Genomic DNA, 12,260 nt, shown 5'->3' on the forward strand with positions numbered 1-12,260 from the left:
GGTCACACCGGGAGCAGGTCGGCGATGACCTCCGACAATTGCGCGGCGTTACGGCATTCGAACATGTCGATGACGTCGGCGTAGTCGGCGGCAATCGAATCGCCACTCCCCCAGAGGATTTGTTCCTCAGGGTTGAGCCAGTAGGCGTGACGGGCCCGCTCGGTGAGATCGCGCAACGCGCCGAGCTGCGGGTCGTGATAGTTGTTGCGGGCGTCACCGAGTATCAGGAGTGCGCCGCGATGGGTCAGCGAGTCGGCGTATTGCTCGACGAAGCCGCGCAGCATGTGACCGTAATCGGAGTGTCCGTCGCGGGTGACCAGCCGCGCCCCGGTCAGCATCCGGTGCATCGCCGCCCCGACGTCGGCGCCGCCGAATCCGTCGTCGCCGCCGGAGTCGAAATGATCGGTCACCTCGTCGACGCTGTCGACGAACGCGAACACGCGGACCTTGGAGAACTGCTGACGCAGGGCGTAGACGAGTTGCAACGTGAACTGGGAGAATCCCGACACCGAGCCCGACACGTCGCAGATGATGATCAGTTCCGGTCTGCCGGGGCGCGGTGCGCGCGTCTTGAGTTCGATGGGCACCCCACCGGTGGACATCGACGCCCGCAATGTCGCACGGACGTCCACCGAGCCGCGGTGTGCCCGCCGCCGCCGCACCTCGAGCCGCGACGCCAGCAACCTCGCGAGGGGGGCGATGGTGCGCCGGATCTCGGCGAGATCCCTGGCTCCCGCGGAAAGGAACTTGATGTTCTCGGGCAACTTCGGCACGGCGTAGTCGCCGACGCGGTCACGACCGTTACGGTCGGCCATCCGACGCTGGGTTTCGACCTCGATCGCGGTGCGTAACCGCCCGGCACGTTCGCGCGCGGCACGCCGGTACGTCGGGTCGGCGCCCACCCGCAGGTCGTCACCGCTCCCGCCGGCCATGGCCGCGGCGATCCGGGCGATGAGCGTTTGCGGGTCGACGCTCGACAGCGCCTGGTAGGCGGAGAACGCCTCGCCCCTACTCGACTGATAGCGACCGAGTTCGTCGACCACCTGCGCCACCGCACGTGACAGTCTTCCATCGCTGTCGGCCGAGTCGTCGGCCAACAGCGCGGCGAGCATGTCGCGTAGCGCCGACATGTCGATCTCGCCGTCGTCATCGCGGGGCAGCCCGTCGCCGCCGGTGCGCGCCCCGATCGCCACCGGAAACCACAGATCGAAGAGGCGATCGAACGTGTCACGGTGGAGGTGATCGTCGAGCAGCGTCGCGGCCAGACCCTCGCGGACGCTCGACCGGTCGAGCAGATCGAGCACCTCGACCGCGCGGGCGGCATCGATCAGCGCCGACGGCCCGACCACGATCCCACGGCGGCGCAGCTCGTCGACGAAGTCGGTCAGGTGCGCGACCAACGGGATGGTGCCGGGGCCGCCGGCGTCGGCGGCCATCAGCCGAGCTTGAGTTCTTTGACCGCCGTCTTGAGGTCGGGCCGGTGTTTGAGGACCACGCCCAGCGTGCGGGCGATCAGTCCCTCGTCGAGACGTCCCGACCGTGCACCGCTGTCGCCGGCACCGAGTGCGAGCAGGGTGTTGGCCCAGTCGATGGTCTCGGCGACCGACGGTTTCTTGCGGATGTCGAGGGTGCGCAGCACACCCACGATGCGCACCAGTTCCGCGCTGAGCCTGTCGGGCAACGCGGGCACCCGCGAGGCGAGGATCTCCTTCTCACGCGCGGCGTCGGGGAAATCGATGTAGAGGTACAGGCAACGCCGCTTGAGTGCCTCGGACAGTTCCCGCGTCGCGTTGGACGTCAGGATCACCACGGGCCGGCGGGTGGCCACCACGGTGCCCATCTCGGGGATCGTGATGGCGAAGTCGCTGAGCACCTCCAGCAGCAGGCCCTCGACGTCGACGTCGGCCTTGTCCACCTCGTCGACGAGCAGCACCGCCGGTCCCTCGCGGGTGATGGCGGTCAACAGCGGCCGCGGGAGCAGGAACTCGTCGGAGAAGATGTCGGTCTTGGCGTCGGCCCAGTCGCGCGTGCCGGTGGCCTGGATGTGCAGGATCTGCTTGGCGTGATTCCACTCGTAGAGTGCCCGGGCCTCGTCGATACCCTCGTAGCACTGCAACCGGACCAACTCGGCGTCGGTGGCCGCGGCGATCGCCCGCGCGAGTTCGGTCTTGCCCACTCCGGCGGGTCCCTCCACCAGCAGCGGTTTGCCGAGGCGATCAGCGAGAAACGTGGCGGTGGCGGTGGCGTCGTCGGGCAGGTACCCGGTGGCGCGCAGCCGGTCCACCACGTCGGGCACGCCGGTGAACGACGGCACGATGGGCGGTGTGCCCGCGGCGTCGACGCTCACGCGGGACGGATCTGGCCGTCGCCCCAGGCCAGCCACTTGGTCGAGGTCAGCTCGGTGAGCCCCATGGGCCCCCGGGCATGCAGCTTCTGGGTGGAGATGCCGATCTCGGCACCGAAACCGAACTGCTCACCGTCGGTGAACGCGGTCGACGCGTTGACCATGACGGCCGCCGCGTCCACGCGGTCGGTGAACTCCTCGGCCGCGCGCAGGTCGGTGGTGATGATGGCCTCGGTGTGGCCGGTGCCGTAGGTGTCGATGTGCGCGACGGCGGCGTCGAGACCGTCAACCAACTTCATCGCGATGTCCATGGACAGGTACTCCTCGGCCCAGTCGGCTTCGGTGGCCGGTTCCATTCCGGGTTCGTCGCCGTGGATCACCACACCCTGCGCCTGCAGGGCATGACTGATCTTGGGCACCGCGTCGGCGGCGATCGCCTTGTCGACGAGGACGGTTTCGGCGGCGTTGCAGACGCTGGGCCGCCGGGTCTTGGCGTTGAGCACGATGCGGGTGGCGACGTCGATGTCGGCGAGCGCGTGCACGTAGATGTGGCAGTTGCCGGTGCCGGTCTCGATGGTGGGGACGGTGGCGTCGGCGACCACAGCGCTGATCAGGCCGGCTCCTCCGCGCGGGATCACCACGTCGACGAGGCCGCGTGCGCGGATGAGCGCGGTGACGCTGGAGCGATCGTCGGTGGGCAGCAGCGCGACCACGTCGACGGGCACGCCACGCGCGCCGAGTACCTCGCGAAGAATGCGGACCAGTTCGGCGTTCGACGACGCCGCCGACGACGAACCGCGCAGCAGCACCGCGTTTCCGGACTTGAATGCGATGCCGAAGGCGTCGACGGTCACGTTGGGGCGCGCCTCGTAGACGATGCCGACCACCCCGAGGGGCACCCGCACCTGCCGCAGCCGCAGCCCGTTGGGCAGGGTCTTGCCGGAGACGAGTTCTCCGATGGGGTCGGGCAGCGCGGCCACCTGGCGCAGGCCGTTGGCGATGCCGACCACCCGTTCGGGCGTCAGTCGCAGCCGGTCGAGAAGGCTGGCCTCGATACCCGCGGCCTCGGCGCGTGCGATGTCGTCGGCATTGGCAGCGAGGATCGACTCGGTCCCCGCCTCGACGGCGTCGGCAGCGGCCAGCAGCGCCTCGTTCTTGGCTGCCGCGGACATCCGCGACAGCGTGCGCGAGGCCGAACGGGCGGCCTTGGCCAGGTCGTGGACCACCTGTTCGGTGTCGGCGCCTGCTGGGCGATCGACGGACGGGGGAACGGTGGGTGCGCTCATCTGGAACCTCCACTTCGCATGCACGACGGGCATCCGGACCAGCCTACGTCCGTGGCGGTGCGGCACCCAAGTCCCTGAGTCGTCAGCATTGTGTCGTCAGCATTGCTGCAGGGCCCGCGTCAGCACGTCGCGAGACGAGCGATCCACCTGCAGGCCGTATGCCGTGAGCACGTCGACGAACTGAATGGCGTACTGGCAGTGGAATCCGGTATTGGGCGGCATCCAGCGCCCCGGCTCGCTGTCACTCTTGTCCTGATTGGAATCCCCGTCGACGGCGACGAGGTTGGCCGGATCGTTGGCGAGGTCGGCCCGCCGGGCTGGTGGCCACGCGAAAGCGCCCATGTCCCAGGCGAAGGCGAGCGGGACGATGTGGTCGATCTGGATCGCGGTGGCACGCCGGTCGCGGCGGAAGATCACCACCGCACCGGTGTAAGGGCTGCGCAGTTCACCGGCGAGCACGGCGTGCGGACAACTGGCCACCGGACCCGATCGGGTGTCGGAGAGGTCGCGGGTCAGGATGTCGTTTCGGGTGTCGCAGCCGTTGTCGGAGTCGGCGACATCGGTCGCGTCGGTCCACGGTGAGCCGAAGGCCGTGCGCTCGTAGTCGTCGCGGCGGTGCCGCCCGTCGACCACCGGCACCGTCACCAGGACGCGCAGGGTCGAGGCGGCGAGCGCAGCCAGGTGCGTGTGATCGGCGGGCCGCGCATCACGCAGCGTGCCGCCCGCCACCCCGACCGCGGTGGCCACGCCCGCCGTGACCACCAGCCACCGACGCAGCGGCCACTCGCTGCGCGACCGGTGATGCCATCGACCACGAAGCCGGTAGCGCAGCACCCGACATGTCTCCGCGAGCATCGCTCCCCCATTCGTGGCCCGAACAGTCCGACGCGGCGGCATCGCGACGGGTTCCGCGCACACGTCGGGACTTGCGCCGGCGTCAGGACTTGTCGAGGTAACGCACCTTGCGCGGCACGAGAATGGAGTCGACGAGGTCGGCGACGGGCCGGTGATCGACCAGCGTGATGTCCTCGTCGACGATCCGTTCGGCGAGCTCACGCGCATCGGCGATGACGTCGGCGTCGTCGAGCAGCGACAGGTACTGCAGCGACGACACCCCACCGGACTGCAGCGAACCCAGCAGATCTCCCTCGCGGCGCTGCAACAGATCGACGCGCGCCAACTCGAATCCGTCGGTGGACGATTCGACGGCCGTCAAGCGCGCCGCGGCCTGCGAGATCTCGGGCATCGCCGTCATCAGCAGGCACAGGCCGGGGTGGCTGCCGCGGCCCACGCGGCCACGCAACTGATGGAGCTGGCTGACGCCGAACCGGTCGGCGTCGACGATGACCATCATCGACGCGTTGGGCACGTCGACGCCCACCTCGATGACGGTGGTGGACACCAGGACGTCGATCTCGCCGCGCCCGAAAGCGTCCATGATTGCGTTCTTCTCGTCGCCGGGCATCCTGCCGTGCAGCATCTCCACGCGGTACGCGCCGAGCGGTCCGGCGACCAGTTCGGCGTACTGGTCGAGCAGCGATGTGGTCTCCGGGGCCGGTGGCCCGTCGTCGGAAGTCTTTCTGCGGGAGGGTGGTTCGGTGTCGCCGATACGCGAACACACCACATAGACCTGTCGTCCGGCGTCGACCTCCTCGGCGGCGCGGCGCCACGTCCGTTCGACCCAACGAGCGTTCTTCGACGACACCACGCGGGTGGTGATCGGCTGACGGCCGCGCGGCAGTTCGGTGAGCACCGACGTGTCGAGGTCGCCGAATGCGGTCATCGCCACCGTCCGCGGGATCGGCGTGGCGGTCATCACCAGGAAGTGGGGTGAGGTGTCGCCGCGGCCACGGCCACGCAGTACGTCGCGTTGTTCGACACCGAAGCGGTGCTGTTCGTCGACCACCACCATGCCCAGGTCGAAGAACTCGACGTTCTCCTCGAGCAGAGCATGCGTGCCGATCACGATTCCCGCCTTGCCGGTCACCACATCGAGCAGGGTTTCTCGTTTGCCCTTGGTCTTCATCGATCCGGTGAGCAGAGCAACACCGGTCGCGCCGTCGGCGGCGCCGAGCTCGCCCACCGTACCGAGGTCGCCGAGCATGGTTCGGATCGTTCGATGATGCTGCGCGGCAAGGACTTCGGTGGGTGCGAGAATCGCGCACTGATGACCGTTGTCCACCACCCGCAGCATCGCGAGCAGCGACACGAGGGTCTTACCCGAACCCACCTCACCCTGCAGCAGCCGACTCATGGGCACGGTGGCGTCGAGGTCGTCGCCGATCTCGACACCCACGGCACGTTGACCGTCGGTGAGCGAGAACGGTAATCGCTGCAGCAGACGGTCTTCGAGCCCTCCGGCCACGTGCGGGCACCGCGGAGCGTTCTCGGCACGACCGGCGAGCCTGCGCTGGGCCAGCACCACCTGAATCGCGAGTGCCTCGTCGAATCGCAGTCGCGTGCGAGCGGCCTCGATCTGCTCCTCGGTGTCGGGAAGGTGGATCGATTCGATCGCGGTCTGCAGTCCGACGAGTCCGCGGGCATGCCGCTGCTCGTCGGTGAGCGGATCCGCCAGCGGCGGAAGTTGGTCGAGGAGGCGTCGGATGGTTCCCCAGATGTCCCAGGTCTGGATCTCCCGGTTGGCCGGGTAGATGGGAATGATCGCGCGATCGAAGCTCACCGAGAGCCGCGTGGCTTCGGGAGTTCTCTTCGCCCCGGTGATCTCGGCCTCGAGTTCGTACATCTCGGCCAGCATCGCCGATCCCACCACCCGGTCCACCTCGACGTCGCCGTCGGGGAGCACCACCCATTCGGGATGGGTGAGCTGCGGCTGCTGATGGTAGAACTTCACCGTCCCGGCCACCATCACCCGGGCGCCGGGCGTCAGCGCACGCCTGATGGCGCGTGGGTTGAAGAAGGTGACGTCGTAGGTGCGGTTGCCGTCGGAGACGGTGACCTTCAGGAAACTGCCGGAGCGTTTACGCATCCTGATCATGTCGGCGCGGGTGATCCGCCCCACCACGGTGATCCATTCCCCCGCGACGAGCGTTTCTTCCGGGGACGCCTGCCCGTGCCGCAGGTACCGCCGGGGCGCGTACCGCAACAGTTCGCCCACTGTCGACACCCCCAGTGACGCCAGTCCGGCGGCCGCCACCGGTGGTAACACATCGACGAGCGGGTCCGACAGCGCGACCACTATTCGATACCCAGCTGAACGAGGTCGTCGGCCTGCCCCGTCTCGTAGACCGCCAGTTCCACGCCGGGGTAGGTGCGGTGCATGTGCTCGTCGAGCGCCTGTACTGCTGCCGCGTCGACGTTCGCGCCGGTGAGCGCGGTGACCATCTCGCCGCCGGTGGCGAGCATCAGATCCACCAGTGACACCATCGCGGTGGTCTGATCGGGCGCGATCACCAGCACGTCCGAACCGATCAGGCCCAGGATGTCCCCGACCTCGGAGGTGCCCGCCAGGGTCATGATCTTCTCGTGGGCGACCTGCAACGATCCCCACCGCGCTCCTGCCGCCGCCTCGGCCATCGCGTAGGCGTCGGCGTCGGCCGGTTCGGACGGATCGTGCACCGCGAGGGCGGCCAGGCACTGCGCCATCGACGAGGTCGGCAGCGACACCACCGAGCGCTGCGCCGAGCGCACCTGTGCGGCAACGGTCACCAGATCCTGTGAGGTCAGCGCCCCGTTGGCCATCACCACGACGTGCGCCGAATCCGTGGCGCGAATGGCCTCGGCCAGCGCCGCCGGGGTCAAGCCCGCGTCGGCGCGCAGCACGGCCGCCCCGGCGTCGGCGAAGAGTTCCGCGGCGCCGTCGCCACGCACCACGGCCACCACCGCACGTCTGTGCCGCGGCGGCGGTTCCGTCGAATTCGCTTGCGCTCGTATGGAATCGAGGGCGAAGCAGGTTATCCGGATGTCGGTGATCACGCCCACACCGATACCCGCCTCCACGGCAGCACCGGGTTCACAGGTGTGTACGTGCACGGAGAAGCGCTCGCCGACGGGCGACCCGTCACCGACGATCACGACGGCGTCGCCGAGATCGTCGAGCCGGCTCCTCAGGTGCGCGATGCTGTCGCCGGCGGCTTCGGAGAGCAGATACATCACCTCGAAATCCATGTCACCGGGGTCGTCGCAGTTGTCCTCGTCGGGCAGTCGGGTGTGGCCGCCGCCGGACAGGATGCCGCGGTAGCGACGCCGGCGATGCGTGACGCCGGTCAACACCCCGACCATCGCGTCGAGCATCACCAGCAGTCCGCGCCCGCCGGCGTCCACCACGCCGGCCGACGCAAGTTCGGGCAACTGCTCCGGCGTGCGTTCGAGCGCATCAGCCGCCTCGTCGGCGATTGTCCGTGCGAGGTCGGCGGGTTGATCGTCGGCGTGCGCGGCCGCGGTCTCCGCGGCCACGCGGAGCACGGTGAGCACGGTGCCCTCCCGCGGATCGCTCACCGCCCTGGTTGCGGCCAGCGACCCCAGGCGCAGACCGGAGATGGCGAACTGGGAGAACGTCATGGCCGCGTTGCCGACGGCCAGTTCACACGCGTCGGCGACGCCGACGAGGACCTGCGACATGATGATGCCGGAATTGCCACGCGCGTTGGTCACGGCGGCATCGGCCATCGCGCGCGCGAGCATCGCCGCGTCGGCGTGGGCCGGGACGGTGTCGAGGGCCTCGACCACCGCGCGCATCGTGGCGACCATGTTGCTGCCGGTGTCGGAGTCGGGAATCGGAAAGACGTTGAGGTCGTTGATCTCGCCGCGCACGAGTTCGAGACCGTCCACGCAGGCGTGCGCCCAATCGCGCAGCAACTGGGGGTTCATCACGTGTGCCACCCCGGTGCCGGGCGCCGCCATACGCAGACCCCTTTCGCTCAGATCCACCGGCGGTCGAGCGGCCGCCACGAGGTGTGTTCGAGATTACTCGGCGGCAACGACAGGTCGGGATTTGGCCGTGGACACCGGCAAACGCTATCCTTGCAGGGTTGCCTTGCTGCCGTTGTCACCGCGTCGCGGTGTCCGGCGAGCGGCGTGGCGTAACCCAGAAGACATTTCCATCTACCAAGGGAGTTCGACAATGGCTGCCGTCTGTGACGTCTGCGGCAAGGGTCCGGGCTTCGGCAAGTCCGTTTCGCACTCGCACCGCCGTACCAATCGCCGCTGGAACCCGAACATCCAGTCGGTGCGCGTCGAGGTTGCCCCGGGCAATCGCCGCCGCAAGAACGTCTGCACCTCCTGCCTGAAGGCCGGTAAGACCGCTTCGGCCTGACCGCCGGGCACCACGACCCGATCCCGACCGAGCGCACGCTCGGGGCCGGGGTCGGGTCTTTCGTGTGCGCCGACTAGGGTGTCGCAATGACCTCCGTCACGACGCCCGGGGTGACCCGGCAAGGCTCCCTGCTCATCATCGCGGTCTCCGACGCCGCGTCCGGATCCGCACTCGACGCCGGGGCACTGGCGTCCGGGACGGCGGCGCTGCGTGAGATCGCCTGCGGTCAGCGCGACGCCGGCGCGATCCTGCTCACCGGGTCGGGGCGCAACTTCTGCGCGGGCGGTAACGTCCGCGACTTCGCCGACGCGCCGCACCGGCCGGCATTCCTGCGTGAGCTGGCCGATACGTTTCACTCGTTCGTCACCGCATTGCTCGAAGCCGAACGACCCGTCGTCGCCGCGGTCAAGGGCTGGGCCGCCGGTGCCGGCCTGAGTCTGGTGCTGCACGCCGACGTCTCCGTGGGCGGTCCGTCCACCAAGCTGCGGCCGGCCTACCTGGGCATCGGCCTGTCCCCCGACGGCGGCATGACATGGACACTGCCCCGGGTGGTGGGTACGGCACGTGCCCGCGAGATCATCCTCACCGACCGCATCATCGGAGCCGAAGAGGCACTCGAATGGGGCATCCTGTCCCGGCTGGTCACCGACGACGAGATCGACACGGCCGCGATCGACGTCGCCCGCACGCTCGCCGCCGGGCCACGTGCCGGCATCACCGCCACCCGTGCACTGCTGTCGCGGTCGGCGACGACGACACTGCGGGATCAGCTGGCCGCCGAGGCCGCGGCGATCTCCCTGGCCAGCGGCACTGCCGAGGGCATGGAAGGGGTCGATGCCTTCATCGGGAAGCGCGCACCCGACTTCGTGGCCGCCCGCGAGCGGGGGTGACCGGCGCACGACGGTGATCCCGGAAAGACGGCTCGCTACGGCAGGCGCCAGTCCACCGGTTCGCCGCCGAGATCCTCGAGCTCGGTATTGGCCCGGCTGAACGGTCTCGAGCCGAAGAAGCCCCGACTCGCCGACAACGGCGACGGGTGGGCGGAGACGACGGCGGGCACGTCGGGCATCCATTTCTGCAGTCCCGCCGCGTCACGTCCCCACAGGATCGCCACGAGCGGCTCGTCGCGGTCGGCGAGCGCGCGAATCGCGCACTCGGTCACTGCCTCCCAACCCTTGCCGCGATGAGATGCCGGTTGTCCCGGCGTCACCGTGAGCACCCTGTTGAGCAGCAGCACTCCCGCCCTTGCCCACGGCGTGAGATCGCCGGTGGTAGGCATCGGGTAGCCGAGATCGGCGCAGTATTCGGTGTAGATGTTGGTCAGCGAACGCGGAATCGGCGACACCTCCGGCGACACCGAGAAACTCAGTCCCACAGCGTGACCGGGGGTGGGATACGGATCCTGCCCGACGATGAGCACCCGCACGTCGTCGAAGGGCTGGGTGAAGGCGCGCAGCACGTTCTTTCCGGCGGGCAGGTAGCCGCGGCCCGCGGCGACCTCGGCGCGCAGGAACTGTCCCATCTCGGCCACGTTGTCGGCCACCGGCCCCAGCGCCTGCGCCCACCCGGCGTCGACGAGTTCGGCGAGCGGTCGTGGTCCGGAGGTCAATCGAGCCTCCGCAGTTCCGCACGGTAGTGCAACGCATTCTGGTGGTACATCTCCACGTTGAGGTCGACATGTCCCGACGTGACCTCGAACCCCTCGCGAATCCGTGCGGGCACCCCGAGCGCCATCCGGCGGGCGGGCACCTCGAACCCGAACGGCACCACCGCGCCGGCCCCCACCACGGCGCCGTCACCCACTCGGGATCCGTTGAGCACCACCGCCCCCGACGCGATCAGGCAGTCGTCACCGATCGTCGACCCCTCGATGTGGGCGTTGTGGCCCACCACGCATCCGGTACCGATCACGGTCGGATCGATCGGCGTGCAGTGGATCACGGTGCCGTCCTGGATGTTCGTGCAACGGCCGATGGTGATGGTGCCGTAATCACCGCGCAGCACCGCACCCGGCCACACCGACGCTCCGTCGCCGAGGGTGACCGCGCCGATCACGGTGGCATCGGGGTGGACGTAGACATCGCGCCCGAGCACGGGTTCACGGTCGCCCAGAGCGTAGATCGCCATGCGTCGATCTAATCAGGATGCCCCGCCGCCCTCGTCGACCGGCCGCCCGAACGACTGCCAACCGGACAGTCCGGCCAAGGGTGTTCCGTCGACCCACACCTCACCACCGGGCCGCGTGCCGGCCCCGACCTCGCCGATCACCGTCCACCCCGGCGGCGGCCCGGTCGGCGCGAAGGTCGCGAGCAGGTGGTGATCCTCACCGCCGGTGAGAGCCCACCGGCGTTCGTCGGCGCCGAGCTCGGCTGCCGCCCGACCGGTGGCGGGCGTGCGCGGCACCGCCGCGGAATCCACCGACAGCAGCACCCGCGACGCGGCCGCCATGGTGAGCAGTTCCTCGACGAGGCCGTCGGAGATGTCGGTCATCGCGTGCGCCCCGGCACGGGCCGCGACGGGACCGGCGCCGAGGTCCGGATCGGGCAACCGATGGGCGGCGACGACCTCGGCGTGGCGGTCGAGCAGGTCGGCACCCGCCGACGGCCCCCGGCGCTCGGCCGCCTCGAGCACCGCCAGACCTGCCGCACCCGCACCCAACGGACCGCTGACGGCCACCACGTCTCCGGACCGGGCGCCGCCGAGGGCCACCGGCTCCAGCCCGTCGAGCGCGCCGACCGAGGTGACGGTGAGCACCATCTCGCCGGCCTCCACCAGGTCGCCGCCGAGCACCCGGGCGCCGAGACGGTGCGCGGCACCGACGATGCCCGCGTTGAGATCGAGAACGGTCTGCGCCGGGGTGCTCGACGGGCAGCCGATCGACACCACCACACCGACGGTGCGGGCACCCATCGCAGCGATGTCGGCGGCACTTTGCACCACCACCCGGGCCCCGACCTGCTGCGGTGAGGACCAGTCGAACCGGAAGTGACGTCCCTCGACGGCGGTGTCGGTGCTGATGACCGTGGGACCGGCGGCGTCGAAGACCGCTGCGTCGTCGCCGGAACCGATCACGATGTCGCCGCGCGCATCGTCCTCGCCGCCGGCGGCGGCGGTGAACAGCGCAATCATTCGTCGTTCGCCCAGATCACCGACGGTGCCCCCGGGCCATTTGGCCGTCGTGCGCTCCGTCCCGACCTCGTCGCCGGTGGCCAAATCAGCTCCCTCGCTCGCCCTGAGTCGCGCTCGCACCCGGTTGTCGGTGACAATGTGTGCCACAGTGTATTGGTTTCCCGAGTAACCACGTCGCCTCTCGACGGCGCCGGTTCACCGGGGCCGGGTGCGCGGCACGACGCGAGTC

Annotated in this window: 11 protein-coding genes; 2 read left to right on the forward strand and 9 right to left on the reverse strand. The window is 69.5% G+C overall.

Going from position 1 to position 12,260, the window contains the following annotated elements; all coding sequences use genetic code 11:
• Positions 1-2 precede the first annotated feature (2 nt).
• The 6 genes from ACWDTD_RS00360 to ACWDTD_RS00385 form a co-directional block, all read right to left on the reverse strand.
• Positions 3-1,436, reverse strand: coding sequence for a vWA domain-containing protein (locus ACWDTD_RS00360; RefSeq protein WP_449745075.1), 1,434 nt, complete (start codon positions 1,434-1,436; stop codon positions 3-5).
• Positions 1,436-2,347: an AAA family ATPase gene (locus ACWDTD_RS00365; RefSeq protein ID WP_449745076.1), complete on the reverse strand. Its 912-nt coding sequence runs from the start codon at positions 2,345-2,347 to the stop codon at positions 1,436-1,438. Before ACWDTD_RS00365 ends, ACWDTD_RS00360 begins: the two co-directional genes overlap by 1 nt.
• A complete protein-coding gene (locus ACWDTD_RS00370) occupies positions 2,344-3,630 on the reverse strand; it encodes a glutamate-5-semialdehyde dehydrogenase (protein ID WP_449745077.1) in 1,287 nt (428 codons plus the stop codon). Before ACWDTD_RS00370 ends, ACWDTD_RS00365 begins: the two co-directional genes overlap by 4 nt.
• 96 nt (positions 3,631-3,726) lie before the next feature.
• Entirely contained in the window at positions 3,727-4,485 is a 759-nt protein-coding gene (locus ACWDTD_RS00375; protein ID WP_449745078.1) for an HNH endonuclease family protein, read from the reverse strand.
• 82 nt (positions 4,486-4,567) lie between these two features.
• Positions 4,568-6,826 (reverse strand): ATP-dependent DNA helicase RecG, encoded by a 2,259-nt coding sequence (gene recG, locus ACWDTD_RS00380; protein WP_449745079.1) that lies wholly within the window; start codon positions 6,824-6,826, stop codon positions 4,568-4,570.
• Positions 6,826-8,490: a DAK2 domain-containing protein gene (locus tag ACWDTD_RS00385; protein WP_449745080.1), complete on the reverse strand. Its 1,665-nt coding sequence runs from the start codon at positions 8,488-8,490 to the stop codon at positions 6,826-6,828. Before ACWDTD_RS00385 ends, recG begins: the two co-directional genes overlap by 1 nt.
• A 220-nt stretch (positions 8,491-8,710) precedes the next feature.
• Here ACWDTD_RS00385 and rpmB point away from each other — a divergent pair, with 220 nt between their 5' ends.
• Together rpmB and ACWDTD_RS00395 are read left to right on the forward strand one after the other, a co-directional pair.
• Complete coding sequence (rpmB, locus tag ACWDTD_RS00390) at positions 8,711-8,902, forward strand: 50S ribosomal protein L28 (protein ID WP_449745081.1); 192 nt, start codon at positions 8,711-8,713, stop codon at positions 8,900-8,902.
• Between the two features lie 86 nt (positions 8,903-8,988).
• On the forward strand, positions 8,989-9,792 hold the full coding sequence (locus ACWDTD_RS00395) for an enoyl-CoA hydratase/isomerase family protein (RefSeq protein WP_449745082.1): 804 nt from the start codon (positions 8,989-8,991) through the stop codon (positions 9,790-9,792).
• 35 nt (positions 9,793-9,827) lie between these two features.
• Here ACWDTD_RS00395 and ACWDTD_RS00400 read toward each other — a convergent pair whose 3' ends face one another.
• From ACWDTD_RS00400 to thiL, 3 genes are read right to left on the reverse strand one after another with little or no spacing between them, the layout of a single operon-like run.
• Positions 9,828-10,511: a uracil-DNA glycosylase gene (locus ACWDTD_RS00400; RefSeq protein ID WP_449745083.1), complete on the reverse strand. Its 684-nt coding sequence runs from the start codon at positions 10,509-10,511 to the stop codon at positions 9,828-9,830.
• Positions 10,508-11,029, reverse strand: coding sequence for a gamma carbonic anhydrase family protein (locus ACWDTD_RS00405; protein ID WP_449745084.1), 522 nt, complete (start codon positions 11,027-11,029; stop codon positions 10,508-10,510). Before ACWDTD_RS00405 ends, ACWDTD_RS00400 begins: the two co-directional genes overlap by 4 nt.
• A 12-nt stretch (positions 11,030-11,041) precedes the next feature.
• Positions 11,042-12,115 carry a thiamine-phosphate kinase gene (thiL, locus tag ACWDTD_RS00410; protein ID WP_449745085.1) on the reverse strand — a complete coding sequence of 358 codons (1,074 nt, stop codon included), beginning with the start codon at positions 12,113-12,115 and terminating at the stop codon, positions 11,042-11,044.
• Positions 12,116-12,260 lie beyond the last annotated feature (145 nt).

Source organism: Gordonia sp. NPDC003425, from assembly GCF_053588635.1.

What these genes read in the sequence shown, in the direction of transcription:
- ACWDTD_RS00385 (WP_449745080.1), bottom strand. Translation starts at nt 8,490, where the DNA reads ATGGCGGCGCCCGGCACCGGGGTGGCACACGTGATGAACCCCCAGTTG.
- ACWDTD_RS00405 (WP_449745084.1), bottom strand. Translation starts at nt 11,029, where the DNA reads ATGGCGATCTACGCTCTGGGCGACCGTGAACCCGTGCTCGGGCGCGAT.
- ACWDTD_RS00395 (WP_449745082.1), top strand. Translation starts at nt 8,989, where the DNA reads ATGACCTCCGTCACGACGCCCGGGGTGACCCGGCAAGGCTCCCTGCTC.
- rpmB (WP_449745081.1), top strand. Translation starts at nt 8,711, where the DNA reads ATGGCTGCCGTCTGTGACGTCTGCGGCAAGGGTCCGGGCTTCGGCAAG.
- ACWDTD_RS00370 (WP_449745077.1), bottom strand. Translation starts at nt 3,630, where the DNA reads ATGAGCGCACCCACCGTTCCCCCGTCCGTCGATCGCCCAGCAGGCGCC.
- ACWDTD_RS00360 (WP_449745075.1), bottom strand. Translation starts at nt 1,436, where the DNA reads ATGGCCGCCGACGCCGGCGGCCCCGGCACCATCCCGTTGGTCGCGCAC.
- ACWDTD_RS00375 (WP_449745078.1), bottom strand. Translation starts at nt 4,485, where the DNA reads ATGCTCGCGGAGACATGTCGGGTGCTGCGCTACCGGCTTCGTGGTCGA.